This window comes from uncultured Slackia sp. (genome assembly GCF_944321625.1).
In the GTDB taxonomy this organism is placed as follows: Bacteria; Actinomycetota; Coriobacteriia; order Coriobacteriales; family Eggerthellaceae; genus Slackia.
The window spans coordinates 12984-29288 of sequence record NZ_CALUMA010000026.1; the positions used below are offsets into that span (position 1 = coordinate 12984).

The 16305-nt window shown below is 61.0% G+C and carries 13 protein-coding genes and 1 riboswitch; of the genes, 8 read left to right on the top strand and 5 right to left on the bottom strand.

From position 1 onward, the window contains the following. Window positions 1–112: 112 nt before the first annotated feature. Both Q0J60_RS02285 and thpR read right to left on the bottom strand, forming a co-directional pair. A complete protein-coding gene (locus tag Q0J60_RS02285) occupies window positions 113–1291 on the bottom strand; it encodes a cation diffusion facilitator family transporter (protein WP_294438610.1) in 1179 nt (392 codons plus the stop codon). A 520-nt stretch (window positions 1292–1811) separates the two neighbouring features. Next, window positions 1812–2336, bottom strand: coding sequence for an RNA 2',3'-cyclic phosphodiesterase (gene thpR, locus Q0J60_RS02290; protein WP_294438611.1), 525 nt, complete (start codon window positions 2334–2336; stop codon window positions 1812–1814). Here thpR and Q0J60_RS02295 point away from each other — a divergent pair. After that, entirely contained in the window at window positions 2335–5034 is a 2700-nt protein-coding gene (locus tag Q0J60_RS02295; protein WP_294438612.1) for an RNA helicase, read from the top strand. The two genes, thpR and Q0J60_RS02295, sit on opposite strands and share 2 nt — an antisense overlap. Window positions 5035–5071: 37 nt before the next feature. Further along, window positions 5072–5812: a YdcF family protein gene (locus Q0J60_RS02300; protein WP_294438613.1), complete on the top strand. Its 741-nt coding sequence runs from the start codon at window positions 5072–5074 to the stop codon at window positions 5810–5812. Window positions 5813–6051: 239 nt separating this feature from the next. On the opposite strand, the gene Q0J60_RS02305 is transcribed toward Q0J60_RS02300, so the two are convergent. Next, window positions 6052–6384: an HIRAN domain-containing protein gene (locus tag Q0J60_RS02305; RefSeq protein ID WP_294438614.1), complete on the bottom strand. Its 333-nt coding sequence runs from the start codon at window positions 6382–6384 to the stop codon at window positions 6052–6054. Between the two features lie 119 nt (window positions 6385–6503). Between Q0J60_RS02305 and Q0J60_RS02310 the strand changes: the two genes are divergently transcribed. Further along, on the top strand, window positions 6504–7493 hold the full coding sequence (locus Q0J60_RS02310) for a YafY family protein (protein ID WP_294438615.1): 990 nt from the start codon (window positions 6504–6506) through the stop codon (window positions 7491–7493). Here the strand turns inward: Q0J60_RS02310 and Q0J60_RS02315 are convergent. Continuing rightward, a complete protein-coding gene (locus Q0J60_RS02315) occupies window positions 7477–8034 on the bottom strand; it encodes a hypothetical protein (protein WP_294438616.1) in 558 nt (185 codons plus the stop codon). The genes Q0J60_RS02310 and Q0J60_RS02315 overlap by 17 nt on opposite strands. Window positions 8035–8234: 200 nt before the next feature. Here Q0J60_RS02315 and Q0J60_RS02320 point away from each other — a divergent pair, with 200 nt between their 5' ends. From Q0J60_RS02320 to Q0J60_RS02330, 3 genes are all read left to right on the top strand, one after another. Next, window positions 8235–9086, top strand: a complete 852-nt coding sequence (locus Q0J60_RS02320; protein ID WP_294438617.1) for an ADP-ribosylglycohydrolase family protein — start codon at window positions 8235–8237, stop codon at window positions 9084–9086. A 232-nt stretch (window positions 9087–9318) separates the two neighbouring features. Then, window positions 9319–10737 (top strand): FAD-binding oxidoreductase, encoded by a 1419-nt coding sequence (locus Q0J60_RS02325; protein WP_294438618.1) that lies wholly within the window; start codon window positions 9319–9321, stop codon window positions 10735–10737. Window positions 10738–10944: 207 nt separating this feature from the next. After that, a complete protein-coding gene (locus Q0J60_RS02330; protein ID WP_294438619.1) occupies window positions 10945–11523 on the top strand; it encodes a DJ-1/PfpI family protein in 579 nt (192 codons plus the stop codon). 251 nt (window positions 11524–11774) lie between these two features. Here Q0J60_RS02330 and Q0J60_RS02335 read toward each other — a convergent pair whose 3' ends face one another. Further along, window positions 11775–12674, bottom strand: coding sequence for a proline iminopeptidase-family hydrolase (locus Q0J60_RS02335; RefSeq protein ID WP_294438620.1), 900 nt, complete (start codon window positions 12672–12674; stop codon window positions 11775–11777). Between the two features lie 510 nt (window positions 12675–13184). On the opposite strand from Q0J60_RS02335, the gene Q0J60_RS02340 reads away from it, so the two are divergent. Both Q0J60_RS02340 and Q0J60_RS02345 read left to right on the top strand, forming a co-directional pair. Beyond that, window positions 13185–13958 carry an SDR family oxidoreductase gene (locus Q0J60_RS02340; protein WP_294438621.1) on the top strand — a complete coding sequence of 258 codons (774 nt, stop codon included), beginning with the start codon at window positions 13185–13187 and terminating at the stop codon, window positions 13956–13958. Between the two features lie 316 nt (window positions 13959–14274). Then, a riboswitch (glycine riboswitch) is annotated at window positions 14275–14372 on the top strand. A gap of 139 nt (window positions 14373–14511) precedes the next feature. Continuing rightward, the gene (locus Q0J60_RS02345; protein WP_294438622.1) at window positions 14512–16023 is read left to right on the top strand and encodes a sodium:alanine symporter family protein; all 1512 of its coding nucleotides are present in this window, start codon (window positions 14512–14514) and stop codon (window positions 16021–16023) included. The last annotated feature ends 282 nt before the right edge of the window (window positions 16024–16305 follow it).

Here is a 16305-nt window from a genome sequence, read left to right on the forward strand (position 1 = left end):
TAGGATGGGAACGCATCCAAGTATAGGGCGCGCGCATGGCGAAGCGCGAAGGCCTTGCGCTGTTTGACGAGAATTTTGCTTGCTAGGAGGCGGCTCGGGTGTTTTCTCGCGATTACTGCTCCGGGCTCACGTAACTCTGGTCGATGGTGATTTTGCAGATGGCTTGCGGGTGTTCGGCGGAAACAAGCGTCGAGATGCGTCCGCGCAGCTCCTCGTCGCTCATGTCGAAATCGGCCGGTTTCACGCAGTCGAAGATCACGTTGGTGTGCGTGGGGCCGGGCACGGTGCGCAGGTCGTGAATGGAGAGGCGCGCGTCTATCGTCTTCACTAGGGCGTTGATCTGGTTGCGCAGGTCTTTCACCTCGGGGTCGTCGGTCACGATGGGGTCGTAGTGCAGCGTGACGATGAGTCCGTCGTTCTCCTTGAAATCCTGTTCGATGTTGTCGATGAGGTCGTGGCTCTCCATGGGGTCCGCCTCGGCGGCCATCTCCACGTGGGCGCTTGCGAACTGGCGGCCCGGGCCGTAGTCGTGCACCATCAGGTCGTGCGTGCCCAGCACGCCGGGGTAGCTCAGGATTTTGCTCTGGATGTGGCTCACCAGTGCGGGGTCGGGTGCCTGACCGAGCAGCGGGTTCACGGTGTCGCGCACCAGCAACGCGCCGCTGTACACGATGAACGCACCCACAGCGATGCCCACGATGCCGTCCAGGTCGACGTCCGTCAGGTGCGAGATGATGGCGCACACCAGCACGACGCCCGTGGAAATCACGTCGTTGCGGGAATCCACCGCGGTGGCTTCGAGCGTGGTGGACGAAATGCGGCGCCCAATGGTGCGGTTGAACACCGACATCCAGAGCTTCACCAGGATGGAGAGCACCAGCACGGCTACCACGGCCAGGCTGAACTCGGTGGCGATGGGGTTGAGCACCTTGTCGAGCGAGGTCTGGATGAGCTCCACGCCGATGATCACGATGACCACGGCAACGGCAAGACCGGAGAGGTATTCGTAGCGCCCGTGACCGTAGGGGTGGCCGGGGTCGGCCGGCTTGCTTGCCAGCTTGAAGCCCAGCAGGCTGATCACGTTGCTCGCCGCGTCGGAGAGGTTGTTCAAGGCATCGGCAATGATGGACACCGAACCGGCAATCAGGCCGATGGCTCCCTTGCCCAGGCACAGAGCGATATTGCAGATGATGCCAACGATGCCCGCGAACTGCCCGTATCGTGTACGCACCGCGGGGTCTTCCGCATCCTCGTACCCTTTGACGAAGTGTCGCACCAGCCATTCGGTCACGCTTTTTGCTCCTCTCGCGAAATAAGTGCTGTCGTTTTTCGGGCACCGATGCAATGTGCGATGTGCCGTTATCCTCCAAACGCAAGGATGATGCGCGGTGTGTCATCGCTCTCAAAGCGGTAAAGTGCCCGAAGCTGCATGCTAGCCTGGGGCGCAACTCTGTTTGGAGTCTGACGCAAGTGTAGTCGTTTAGGGCGAGTCATGCTCGAAATAAAGGGCGCGTGCAAGATAAATGCGATTTCGTGGACGGTATTTCGATTTTCCCGGTTGGAAGAGAGGTATTGAACTGTTGCCCGAGAAGCAGTATTGCATCGAAAACATTGACGACCTGGGGATATGGGAGATGCTCTCGATTATCGTATGCCGGATTTCTTTACCGGGGAGCGCAAAACGAGGGGGAGTGCCGTGTATTCGCCGGGAAAATCGCAAAAACGTCCACGAAATCGGTTCTCGCTGTCCGAAGGGACTGTCAAAGCGTAGGTGGATGGTGCCTGGAACGTATCGTGGATGACGCTCGGAGTCACATCGTGACCGTATGCAGCGGCTTGTACCGGGCGCCTTCGGGGGTGAGCTCGCTTTTGTACACGGTGACGCGCAGGGCCTCGTCGTCATGCGGGAAGGGGAGGGCGGGCAGCGCGGTGCGCGAGAGCCGGGCACGACGGGCGAGCGTGATATGGGGCTTGAACCCTTTCTTGTCGAATGCGATGCCGCGGACGTCGAGCTGTTCGCGTATGCGGGAAGCGAGCGCCATGAGCTCGGGCGCTTCGGCGAGCCCCATCCACAGCGTGGCGTCGTTCTTGCGACCGAACGTGCCCAATCCGCTGCACGAGAGCCTGATGGGAGCGGTATCGTTACAAGCAGCTTCGGTTGCCGCGATGGCAAGCTGGAGGTCGCGTTCGTCGATGTCGCCCAAAAACGCCAGCGTCAGATGATAACTCTCCGGCTTCATGAAACGCCCCTCGACGTGGTCGCGCAACGCACGGGCGAGTGCGGCGGTCTCATCCGCGAAATCCTCGGGCAAATCGAGCGCTATGAACGTTCTCATGACGGCTCCTTTCGTCGTCGCTTTGCAGGATATAATACGGCAGATCAGAGATTGCAAGAGAGAGCAGGATGCCGTGCAGAACCACGAGGTCGAGGTCGAAACAAGCGACGAAATCATTGCGAAATCTGGCGCGAACGCCTATGGCGCGCTGGGGAAGCTCGCGCCGAGCTGGTGGGAGCCCGAGGACGGAAGCGAGCCCGAGCCCTGGCGCACGGCCGATGAGGCGTTCGAGCAGTTCCTCGAATGGACGGTGGGGCTGGGGCTTGAGCTGTGGCCCCATCAGGAGGACGCGCTCATGGATCTGGCAGCTGGCAACCACGTGATTCTGGGCACGCCCACAGGGTCGGGCAAATCCATGGTGGCGCTGGGCATGCACTTCATGGCTATGTGCACCGGGCGCACGTCGTATTACACCGCCCCCATCAAAGCGCTGGTCAGCGAGAAGTTCTTCAATCTCGTGAACCTGCTCGGTCGCGAGAACGTGGGCATGATCACAGGCGACGTGCACATCAACACCAAGGCCCCCGTCATCTGCTGTACGCAGGAGATTCTGGCGAATCAGGCGCTGCGCGAAGGCGAGGACGCCGATATCGGATGCGTGGCGGTGGACGAGTTCCACTTCTATGGTGAATCCGATCGCGGCTGGGCGTGGCAGGTGCCGCTGCTCACGCTTCCCCAGACGCAGTTCTTGCTGATGAGCGCCACGTTGGGCGACGTGACTCAGATCGCGCAGTCGCTGGAGCGTCAGAGCGGACGCGCGGTAGATGTGGTGGCGGATGCCCCGCGCCCCGTGCCGCTCGCGTTCGAATACGTGAAAACGCCAGTGGAATCTACCGTCGAGCTGGCGCTGCGTGAGGGTAAGGCGCCCATCTACATTGTGCATTTCTCGCAGGACGCCGCCATCGCCACCGCGCAGGCGCTCGCCAGCTACGGCGTGGCCACCAAGGAGCAACGCGAGGCGGTGAAGGCCGCCGCCAAGGGCACCCGCTTCACCACGGGATTCGGCAAAATCCTGCAACGCCTTTTGGGATGCGGCGTGGGCGTGCACCACGCGGGCATGCTGCCACGGTACCGCCTGCTGGTGGAAAAGCTCGCTCAGCAGGGGCTCTTGCCGGTAATCTGTGGAACCGACACGCTGGGCGTGGGCATCAACGTGCCCATCCATACGGTGCTGTTCACGGCGCTCACCAAGTACGACGGCGTGCGCCAGCGCCGCCTGCGAGCGCGCGAATTCCATCAGATTGCCGGTCGCGCCGGGCGCTCGGGCTTCGACACCGAGGGCCTGGTAATCGCCGAGGCGCCCGAACACGAAATCGAGAACGAGAAGGCGCGTCTCAAGGCCGCGGGCGACGAGAAAAAGCTGCGCAAGCTCAAGAAAAAGAAGGCTCCGGAGGGGTTCGTCAACTGGAGCGAGCAGACTTTCGATCGTCTGCGCGAGGCGCCGCCCGAGACACTTGTGCCGCACATGCGCATCACGCATTCGATGGTGCTCTCGCTAGTATCGCAGGGCGGCGATGCGTGGGCGCGCACCCAAAAGCTCATCGCCGATTCATCGCAGTCCGACGAGCAGAAGGTCGCGCTCACTCAGCGCGCTTCGGAGGTGTTCTCCACGCTCATCGATGCGGGCGTGGTGGAGCGCCACGAGTTGGAGGACGGTTCGGTCGAGTATGCCAACACGGTTGATTTGCCTGAGGATTTTGCGCTTGACCAGCCGCTTTCGCCGTTCCTGCTGGCGGCGCTCGATCTGCTGGAACCCGAGGACCCCAACTATGCCTTGGATGTGATCTCGCTTGTCGAGGCCACGCTGGAAGACCCGCGTCAGGTGCTGCGCGCCCAAGAGCGTGCGGCTCGCGAGCGCGCCGTGGCCGAGATGAAGGCCGAGGGCGTCGAATACGAGGAGCGCATGGAGCGCTTGGCCGACGTGACGTATCCGAAGCCCCTGGAGGACGTGATAACGTTCGCTTTTGGCAAATACTGCGAAACGGTGCCGTGGGCGCGCGACTATGAGCCGAGCCCTAAGTCTATTCTGCGCGACATGGTGGAGACGGCCTCCGACTTCAAGACGTACGTGAACCGCTACAAGATCGCGCGCTCGGAGGGGCTGCTTCTGCGCTACCTGTCGGATGCGTTCCGCGTGTTGGACCGCACCATTCCCGAATCGCGTCGCGATGAGCGCCTGGAGGACATCACCGCATGGCTGGATTTCGTGGTGCACTCGATCGACTCCAGCTTGGTGGACGAATGGGAAAACGCCGGCTCGGAGGATGCCGAAAACGCCGCCGCTCCCGATGCCGCTCAGTCCGTGGTGCGCGACCGTCGTGGACTCACCGTGCTGGTGCGCAACGCGCTGTTCCGTCGCGTGAGGCTGGCGGCGCTGGGCAAGCTGGAAGATCTGGGCGATTTGGATGCCGACCTGGGATATCCGGAGCGCCGCTGGCAACAGCTTCTGGATGCGTTCTACGAGCAGCATGAGGAGATCATGCTTGACGGCGACGCGCGTTCGATGGCCTATCTGGTCATCGATGAGTCCGACGAGGAAAGCGCGCACGTGTGGCACGTGGCGCAAACGTTCAAGGATTCCGACGACGACCGTGATTTCATGATTCGTGCCGACGTGGATTTGGATGCGACGCAGGAAAGCGGCGAGGCGACGTTTGCGAACTACCACGTGGGATTCGCGGAAGACGTGCTGGGATAGGTTCGCCATTTGAGAAGCGAGTGAAGAGGAGTGCGATATGGCGGAATTGATCTTGACGATACTCGGCATCGCGTGCGTCGTGTACGGTTTCTGCATCCTCGCCGTTGGCTCGGGCACGATGTTTTTCGCCGTGTGGTTTGGCATTGCGGCGCTGTTCTTCGCGGTTGCGGCCGGCATTCATTTCGAGTGGATTGAGAGGGTTCCCGCGGCGGCGAAGTGGGCGGGCGCCGTCGCGCTCGCTGCGGTCGTGGCTGTGTGCGCGGTGGAAACGGCGTTCATTGCCGGCAGCTTCAACGCGGTGGGCAAGCCCGGGCTGGATTACATTATCGTGCTGGGCGCCCAGGTCAAAGAGGAGGGGCCGAGCATCGTGCTGCGCTACCGGCTGGATGCCGCTGCCGATTACCTGCGAGAGAACCCCGAGACCCAATGCATCGTGACGGGCGGGCAAGGGGCGAACGAGCCGTTCACCGAAGCAGAGGGCATGCGCGACTATCTGGTGAATATCGGCATAGACGAGTCGCGCATCATCCTTGAACCGCGCGCCCTGAACACGCAGCAGAACATCGCCTACAGCATGACGCTCATGGATTCGCCGGATGCCTCGGTTGGCGTTGTGACCAACAATTTCCACGTGTTCCGCGGCGTTAGCCTTGCGAAGAAGCAGGGGCTAACCGATACGTGCGGTATCGCCGCGCCGTCCAACCCGCTTTACTTGCCCAACAACATCTTGCGCGAATACTTTGGCATCACGAAAGACTTTCTGGCGGGGAATCTCTAGCAGTCGGGTGGAAAACCTCGCGCTGTGCGCATGTTTAACGGTAAGACGGTGGCCCCGAGCGACACAAGGGAAGTCGCTCGGGGCCACGTTGTGAATAGGAATTCTTAAGGGCTTTGGTTGACATGCAAGAAAGGCGAATGCGAAGCGCGGGCACCCGGAGAGGATAACCGGAAAGGAAAGGAGAGAAAGGGACGACCGGCTGCCGCCCTCCATCCGCCTTTCTTGCGTCTGGGGATGGGCTATTCGGTGCGTGCGTCTTTGACGAACACGCCGATGCGGACTTGCTCCCAAGGATCGGCGTCGGGCTTCACCTGGAGTACGCGCGCCTCCAAGATGCTGCCGTGGCCGTAGAAGGCAAGTAGCGAAAGCAGGCTGTTCTGGCTTGCGGGCACGTAGCCCAGTTTCACGCTCTGGCGGAACAGCGCGACCGCTTCGGGGTCGTACGGATTTTCAGGCTCGGCGACAAGGTCGATCTGCATGCCGGGCTTGAGTTCGCTCAGGACCAGCGCGCCGTCCCAATGCTGGAAACCGGCGATGAAGAATGCGTCGATGCGGCGAGACGGCTCGTACATGGTTCCTCGATTCCTTGGATTGCTTTCGATGGTTGCAGAATACGCTTCTTTTCAGATTCGAATGTCCCTTTTGTGGTACAGTGGGCAAGAAAGTTTTTGTGAATCCGAAGGGGGGCGTCATGGCTGCGAATAACAAGCAGAAGCTCAAGCTGCTGGCCATCATGCGCATGCTGCAGGACGAGACCGATTCCGAGCGCGGTCTCACCATGCGCGACATCATCGAGCGCCTTGAGGCTCAGGGCATCGAGGCGGAGCGCAAAAGCATCTATCGCGACATCGAGACGCTGCGCGAATTCGGGTTCGACATCGCCACCTACCAGCGCTCTCCCGTGCAGTACGCCATCGCGCGACGCGATTTCTCAATCTCGGAGCTCATGCTGATGGTGGACGCCGTGGAATCGAGCCGCTTCCTTACACGGCGGCAGTGCGACGTCCTGGTGCGCAACATCAAGCTCCTGGCGAGCGATCGCGAACGCGCTCTGCTCGACAAGCGTATTCATGTGGCAGGCCGCGTGAAATCCAAGAACGATTCGGTATTCAGCAACGTGGACATCATCCATGAGGCGCTGCGCCTGCGCCGCAAGGTGTCGTTCCTCTATTTCAAGCTTGGCCCTGACGGCAAGCGCCAAATTCAGCACAACGGCGATCCCTACGTTCTTACGCCGGTGAAGGTGGTGTATGCGGGAGGCTTCTACTACGTCACCATGTACAGCGATAGCCATGAGGGGTTCGCCGACTATCGCATAGACCGCATGCATCGGATCAAGGTGACCGACGAGCCGGCGACGCGCAACGAGCGCATCACGCGCCACGCGTTCGACGATGCCGAGTACCAGAACTTCGGGCGCTTCGGCGGCGATGCGGTGAATGTGGCGCTGGATGTGGCGGCGGACAAGGCGGATATCGTGTTCGATCGCTTCGGCGACGCCGTGCAGATGGGGCCTGTCGATGCGCAGACGGGCCGCGTCCAGGCGTTCGTGATCGTGCGCAAAAGCGAGCAGTTCTTCGGGTGGGTCGCCGGTTTAGGCGGCACCGTGAAGATAGCCGAACCGCAGGGGCTGGTCGACGAATACCGCGCGTATCTTCAGAAGCTTATCGACCAGCTGTGAGGAACGGCGCTTCCGGCGGATCTTGAGGGGCGGGCAAGGTGCATTGCGGGGCAAGCCGCGCCACGAGCGAGCCGTCGTCGAGGATGCTTACTTTCAGAATGGCCTTCGTGTCGAGTGTCAGTTCAAGAGATTGACTCTTCGCCATTGGCGTGCTGGGACCTGAAATGCTGGGCTCTGGATTTGCCGTAGCCTTGTCGACCTGTGAACCAACCGCTTCGGACAGCGCGGGAAACCTGATGAACTCATGCGTCACGAATCTCTTGCCCTCGTCTGCCGCATAGAGGGAGAGCGGCGCTTCGCGGCGCACTTCATGCTGAGAGGCTTCATCGTTCGCTTGCGGTGCGCTTGCAGCCCAGCCAAGCTGCCCGTCGTCGTCGATGCCCACGATAAAATCGGCGGATTCCATACGGATGGTGATGGGCGCGTGAATGTTCCACGCGCGGTTCTCTTCGTCCCAGACGCGCAGGATATCCGCTATCCATTCGCCTTCGATGCCGGCAAGCGCCGCGCTCTTCGAGGTGGAGGTTTGCTCTTGGCTCATGGAGGCTCCTTGCTGCGTCCGAGGCGCCCGGGCATGGCGTGTCGGCCGGTTTCTTGAATGATTTGCGAACTTGCGTACGATACTATCGGCATCGTCCATCTGCCATGGGCTGTTTCTGGGACATGCAAGAAAAAATCCCGGAGTATCATGGGCAAGCAAGCATAGGTTGATTCAGTACGGCTCTTTTGAAAGGTGCGCTTATGAATCGTTCGAATCCCGCATCGAAGTCCAATCTTCGTGCTGCCGTATACGGCGCTGCCGTCGGCGATGCACTGGGCGTGCCCTTTGAATTCCGGGTGCGTGATACCTTCGAGTGCGTCGACATGGTGGGGCACGGCTCGCACAATAGGCCGGCAGGCACGTTTTCTGACGATACGTCGATGCTGCTTGCCACCTGCGACAGCATTCGCGCGAAACGCGGCGGCATAGACTGCGATGATATGCGCAAGCGATTCGGAGATTGGCTCTATCGGGGCAGCTACACGCCGGACGGCGTGGTGTTCGATGTGGGAAATACCGTGTCCACGGCGCTTGCCGAGGGGGAGGGGTGCAAGGGCGAGCGCTCCAACGGCAACGGGTCGCTCATGCGCATCATCCCGCTGGCGTTCGCGCGTGCGTCCGACGAGGATATCGAAGGCGTTTCCGCCATCACGCATGCCCATGCTCTCTCGAAGCGTTCGTGCGTCGTATTCGTGCGCATCGCCCGCGACCTGATGGCGCGCAAAGAGGCGACGGATGCGATCTATGACGCATTCGTCGATGAGGCCGATCCTCTGCTGGCGAATCTTTCCGATGTCTACGCATGGAAGCGTGAGGATGTTGAATCGAGCGGTTACGTGCTCCATACGTTGGGGGCATCGCTCTGGTGTCTTGCTAACACTGAGAGCTACGCCGAATGCGTGCTTGCGGCGGTGAACCTTGGAAGCGACACTGACACCACGGCATGCGTCGCAGGGGCTTTGGCGGGAATCGTGTACGGCATGGAAGGCATTCCCAAGGAATGGGTGGAAACGCTTCGCGGCAAAGACGTGATTGAGCGCTGCTTGTTCTAGCGGGCGAAAGCAAAACCCGCTTCAGGTTTTCCGCGTGAAAGTCGTTTCCAGGATTTTCTGCATGGTATTAGCCGGATGCTTTTAAGAACCGGCGCAAGAACCGGCAAACGGCTGCGGCATTTCGCTTCCCCATCATGCCATCGGCCGAATTTGACCGGCGAGCGGCATGGGGTTTTGCGTCGCTGGCGTACTATAAGCCTGTATGTCCAAACTGATTCGCCAGGAGATTCCCATGTTTGAATTTCGCGAACTGACACCCGAGCTGATCGAGCAGCTTATCGCCATCGTCGGCGAGGACAATTGCCTTACCGGCGAGAACATCGGCGAGGATTACACGCGCGATGAGATGCCCATCTACGGCACGCATACGCCCGACGCGGTGTGCCTGCCCGCCTCCACCGAAGAGGTCGCGGCCATCATGAAGCTGTGCAACGATAACTGCATCCCCGTCACGGTGCGCGGCGCCGGAACGGGCCTGGTAGGCGGGTGCGTCGCACGGGATGGCGGCCTGGTGTTGTGCACCATGCGCATGGATAAGATTCTCGAATACGACGAGCGCAACTTTACCGTGCGCGTGCAGCCCGGCGTGCGCCTGTGCGATCTGGCGGAAGACGCTACAAAACACGGTTTCATGTATCCGCCCGATCCCGGCGAGAAGACCGCTTCGGTGGGCGGCAACGTGAGCACCAACGCCGGCGGCATGCGTGCCGTGAAGTACGGCACTACGCGCGATTACGTGCTGGCCATGACCGTGGTGCTTCCCAGCGGCGAGGTGCTCGAGCTCGGCCCCGCCGTCACCAAGACGAGCTCCGGCTACAGTCTGCTGCATCTGATGATCGGCTCCGAGGGCACGCTTGGCATCATCTGCGAACTCACCCTCAAACTGATCCCCGATCCGCAGGCCGATACCTCGTTCATTCTTCCCTTCGCCGATATCAAGACGGCCATCAGCTCGGTGCCGTCCATCAAGCTGGCCGGTCTGAGCCCGCAGTCGATTGAGTTCATGGAGCGCGACATCGTGGATTCTTCGGCCGATTTCACCGGCAACCACGTGTTTCCTACGGTGGTGCAGGGCCAGGAGGCGGGTGCCTATATCCTGGTTACGCTCGACGGTAACGATGAAGATGAAATCTTCCAGCGCGCCGAGATTCTGGCGGGCGTGGCCGACGAGGCGGGTGCCTTCGACGTGCTGGTGGTGGACACGCCCTCTGAGAAGGATGCCGTGTGGGCCGCTCGCAGCGCGTTTCTGACTGTCATAGAGTCCGAGGCCGACCTGTGCGACGAGATGGACGTGGTGGTGCCTGTGGACAGCATCGCCGAGTTCTTGGAATTCGTGCATGACCGAGGGGAGGAAAACGGCGTGCGCATCCGCTCGTTCGGCCATGCGGGCGACGGCAACCTGCATATCTACTGCGTGGGCAACGATGTCGATCGCGACGATTTCCTTGCGCGCACGGAGAAGATCATGGATGCAGCCTATGCCAAGTGCGCCGAGCTCGGCGGCCAGGTATCGGGCGAACACGGAATCGGGTACGCCAAGAAGCGTTATCTGCGCGAGTCGGCGGGCGATACCGCCATCGCGCTCATGGACGGCATCAAGCGCGTGTTCGATCCCAAGGGCATCCTGAATCCTGGCAAGGTGTGCCGCTAAGGAGTCGCGCAGTATCGTCACGCCCGCTACATGGGCGCTGGCATAGCGGGCGCCGTGGCCTGACGACTGACGGGGTCCCTGTCGCCTTCTGCCGCCGGATGCGGCACGTGGGCGGCGGCGAGCGGCGGTTCGGGCGCGGCGCTGATAGAATTTGGTAAACACCTGAGGCGTTTGCCTTGGGACAAGCGACGAAGATAGGAGTTGCATATGTCCAAGAAGGTTCTTCTGTTCTGCGGCGATTTCACCGAGGATTACGAGACCATGGTCCCGTTCCAGGCACTGTCTATGCTGGGCTATCAGGTGGACGCCGTGTGCCCCGACAAGAAGGCTGGCGAGACCGTGGCCACCGCCGTCCATGACTTCCTCGGCGAGCAGACCTACACCGAGCTGCGCGGCCATAACTTCGCGCTGACCGCCGATTTCGACGCGGTGAAGACTGAGGATTACGAGGGCCTGTTCATCACGGGCGGTCGTGCCCCCGAGTACATTCGCCTGAACCCCCGCGTTCTCGAGATCACCCGCGAGTTCTTCGCCGCCGGCAAGCCCGTCGCCGCCATCTGCCACGGCCCGCAGGTCCTGGCCGCTGCCGGTGTGCTCGAAGGCTACAAGGCAACCGCCTATCCCGCCGTCGGCCCCGATGTGACCAACGCGGGCGGCACCTATGTTGAGGTGGGCATGGATGAGGCCGTGGTCGATCGCAACCTGGTCACCGCTCCCGCATGGCCGGCCGACACTGCCATCTGCCGCGAGTTCGCCAAGCTGATGGGTGCCACCTGGGAGATCTAGTTCTGTAGGCGTGCCGTGCAAACGCCGGTTTGCACGCGCTTTGCTCCCCGGCTCTGGATGCGTAAGCATTCGGACCGGGGAGTTTTTGTATGCCGCGGCGATGGGCTCGGCATCGCGATGCGGCGCGAAAGTGGCTTATGGGACAAAACAGGCACGCAAGAGAACGGGCGCTTGCCGTTTCGCGTTTTGCGACGGCAAGCGCCCGTTTGCTCAGCGGCATGAAGCCTTATGACCGCACTTGTTCTCCTGGCCTAGTCGAAGCGGCTGATGAAACCTTCAACTGCCTGCAGGCATTCCTCGGGGTGCGTGGCGTTGGCGATGTGCGGGGCGCCCTGGATGAGCGTCCACTCGCAGTCGGGAATCAGGTCCACGCCTTCCTTGATGGTGTAGGGCGTGCCCTCGTCGTCGGTGCCGGAGAGCGCCATGCAGGGAATCTTGATGCTCTTCACGCCTTCGCGGATGTCCCAGTCGCGCATCTTGCCGGTGACCACGAACTCGCTTGCGCCCTGCATGATCATGTAGCATTCGCCCACGCCGGCGCACGACTCCTTCACCATCTGCGGGTAATTCGGGTCGTTCTCGGAGAAGCCCACCACGTGGCGCTTGTAATACTCGTCAGCCGCGGCCTTGGCCTCGGGCGTATCGTAGTTGCCGGTGCGCTCTGCCTCGGCCAGCGCGTCCTGCATGTCCTGCGGCATGTATTTGAGCAGGCGGTTCGCTTCGTCCAGCCAGGTCTGGATGCGCACGGGCGAGCTGTTGATGACGAACGAGTTCACGCCCGTGTCGTCCTTCATCATGCAGAGCATGCCCAGCATGCCGCCCCACGAATTGCCGAACAGGTGGATGTCATCAAGCCCCAGTGCCTCCCGCACGGTGTAGAACTCGTTCACCCAGAGGTCGTAGGTGTAGAAATCGTCTTCCTGGTGAGGAATCATGGATTTGCCGCAGCCGATCTGGTCGTAGAAGATGACGCGGCGCCCCACGCGGTCGGCCAGCTCGCCATAGGTGAGCAGGTAGTTGTGGCAATCGCCCGGGCCGCCGTGCAGCACCAGCAGCGGCTTTTTGGCGGGATCGGGGTTTTCGGGCTCAAAAATCTTGCAGTAGGTCTTAAAGCCCAGGTAGTCGACGTAGGTTTCCTTGATGTTAGCCATAGGGCCTCCCATCTGTCGTCGGGGTGCCGGCGCGACGTAGGGTGCGAAGCGCGCCAGCCTTTGTTGCCATCCATGGTAGAACATGCGGGGTCTGAGGAGGAGGAGAAATCGGGCAGTTTCAAAGGCGGTAACGTTCAACCTTGGCCATGGGACGAAGTCAGCTCTGTGCATATGCGCACGGGGATGGTTTGAGCGTGTGACATGAGGGCCATGGAGGACAACGGGGCGCTCTGTTTGCCGTTCGCCGGAGGCGTGAAACATTGCGGAAACATAAAATGCCTGATAACAGCCTATATCGCCCGTTCATCTAACAGGGCATGCGCGACGCTTTGGTATTTGCTACCTTTTATATAGCAAAGGATATCCGAGTCGCAATCGGGCGAGGTGGACCGCCTTGCCAATTTGCAGGTAGCAAGACGAGCGCGCGTTCGGGATGCGCTCGCCGCTATAGGTGATAGGCGCGCGCGGCAGCGTCGCGCATGTCGTTATGAAGAGTGAGGAGCGTATCGCATGAAGAACTACTTCGATTTGAGCGGGCAGGTCGCCATCGTCACGGGGTGCTCGGGCGGTTTGGGCGTGCAGATGGCAAAGGCGCTGGCAAGCCAGGGCGCCACGATCGTTCCCATCGCGCGCCGTCAGGAGAAGATCGATGCGGTAGCTGCCGAGATCGCCCAGGAATTCGGCGTTCCGACGTTCGCCGTGCGCTGCGACGTGACCGATACCCAGATGGTGGAGGATATGGTCGATAAAGTCATGGACAAGTTCGGCCGCATCGACATCCTGATCAACAACGCCGGCACGGGTGCCGTCGCTCCCGCCGAAGACATCACCGACGAGCAGTTCAGCCACGAGATGGACATCGACCTGTTTGGCACGTTCAAGGTGGCCCGCGCGGTTGCCAAGAAGGCCATGATTCCTGCCGGCTACGGTCGCATCATCAACATCGCCTCCATGTATGGTCTGGTGGGCAACAAGGTGGCGGGCTCCTCGCCGTACCATGCGGCCAAGGGCGGCGTGGTCAACCTCACCCGCGCGCTTGCCGCCGAGTGGACGGTCAAGGGCATCAACGTCAATGCCATCTGCCCCGGCTATTTCTACACGCCGCTCACCAAGGAGACGCTGGACAGCGAGTTCTTCCAGGCCAACGCCCGCACCATGATTCCCGCTGAGCGCTACGGCAACGAGGGCGAGCTGGATACCGCGGTCCTGTTCCTGGCATCGCCCGCTTCTTCCTACGTCACGGGCATCATGGTTCCCGTCGACGGCGGCTATACGTGCATGTAATCATCGCGGAGCCGCCGAGCGTCGCCGTACGCTCGGGGCTCGCCTGATGGCAAACCTCCTTTGGACTCCCGGCGCGCGCTCATCGCCGGGAGCTTTTGCATGCCAGGGGCGTTAACGGGGGGCGACGTAAATGATAGGGGGTGTCAGTGCGGCGCGTCTTTTGTTACTGATTGCTGTGATGCCTTGGATTTTCGCCATTCGCTTTTTCACGCTAAAGCGTGTCTTGACAAACGCTTTTCGGCATTTACAATATCGACCACATATTTGCGTTTCCCCGTTGAAGCGTCCTGGATTGCGCAAGGCAAGACTGGATGTGGATGGGGCCTCTGGAGAATCCCGGGCAAGCCGGGTGCCGAAGGGGCAAGATGCGAGATTCGCATCGAAACTCTCAGGCCAAAGGACAGAGCAAGACGCCTCCTACTTAGGCGTCGCGCACTTCTTCCTTCTGGAAAACTTCAGAACGCCTGCAAATTCCATGTGACGCGTATGCGTTGCCGGATGCGCAGGATACGCAGCTCAAAGGAAACGTCTGAAGCTAAGAAGGAGGATCATCTTGGACGCTTTCAATCAGCTGCTCACCACCATCGACAGCCTTATCTGGGGTCCGCCCCTCATCGCCCTGATTCTTGTGGGCGGTATCTTCCTCACCATCCGTCTGCGCGGCCTGCAGTTCAAGTGGCTTCCCAAAGCGCTGAAGTACACGTTCAGCAACGAGAAGGACGGCCGCGGCGAGATCTCCAGCTTCCAGGCCATGTGTACCGCCATGTCCGCCACGGTGGGCACGGGTAACATCGTGGGCATCGCCACCGCCGTGGTGACCGGCGGCCCGGGCGCGCTGTTCTGGATGTGGATGGCGGCGCTGTTCGGCATGGCCACCAAGTTCTCCGAGGGCCTGCTTGCCGTGAAGTACCGCACCATGGATGACGCGGGCCACGTGCTGGGCGGTCCGTTCTATTACATTGAGAACGGCATGGGCCAGAAGTGGAAGTGGCTCGCCAAGGTGTTCGCGTTCTTCGGCATGTGCGTTGGTCTGTTTGGCATCGGTACGTTCACGCAGGTCAACTCCATCTCCAGCGCCGTGAACGGGTTCTTCGACCCCAACAACGCCTACCTGGTCACTGTTCCGCTGATCGGAGTGCAGGTTTCCGTCGCGACCATCATCGGCGGCCTGATTGTCGCCATCTGCGCGGGGCTGGTTATCATCGGCGGTGTGAAGCGCATCGCCACGGTGTCCGAGCGCGTGGTCCCCGCTATGGTCGTGGTGTTTTTGGTGTTCTCGTTCGCGCTGATCATCTACAACATCGATAAGATTCCTGCCGCTATCGTGACCATCGTGAGCAGCGCGTTTGGCCTGCAGGCATTCGGCGGCGGCATGCTGGGCGCCATCCTGATCGCCATGCAGATGGGCCTGGCGCGCGGCATCTTCGCTAACGAGGCCGGTCTGGGTTCTGCTCCTATCGCGGCGGCTGCCGCTCAGACCAAAGAGCCCGCGCGTCAGGGCCTGGTGTCCATGACGCAGACGTTCATCGACTCCATGATCATCTGCTCGATGACCGGCTTGGCGCTTGTGCTTACCGACACGTATGAGATCGGTCTTGAAGGCGCGGCCGTTACCACGGCGGCGTTCCAGGCGGGTCTGCCGTTCTTGCCGGGCGAAGTCGTGTCGTTCGTGCTCATGGTGTGCCTGGCGCTGTTCGGCTTCACCACCATCTTGGGTTGGAGCTATTACGGCGAGCGCTGCCTCGAGTACTTCAGCAACCGCAGCAAGCGGGGCGTGAAGGCGTATCGCTGGCTGTACATCCTGTGCATCTTCATCGGCCCTTACATGACCGTTTCGGCCGTGTGGACCATCGCCGACATCTTCAACGCGTGCATGGCCGTGCCCAATATGATTGCGCTGTTCGCGCTGTCGGGCGTGGTGGCCAAGGAGGCGCGCGACTACTTCAAGCGCCTGAACGCTGCGGACGGCGTCGAGGAGAACATGGAGGCTCGCGGCGACGACTCCGAGGACTGGAAGACCCCCAAGGCCGAGGCCATGGCAAAGGTCAAAGAGCTGGGGATGTAGCGGAGTGCTGGGCAGGCAAGCGGTCTGGCCCTGCGGGCGTTTCGTTTGTGTTGGTGCGTAAAAGATCGCGTTTTTCAGCGGGGCCTTCGGGCTCCGCTTTTTGTTTGGCCATTTGCTTGCCTTTTGGATCTGGCGATGATGGGTCACGCCCCTCTGTGCTTGAAAAAGCCTTATATGCATGAATCGGGCCTGCCGTTGTTGAGAAACGCCTTATATGCGCACGACGTTTCCCTTGTAAAGCCTGCCTGACGTTTTCGCACGCTTGCAGGAATGCGAAAACGC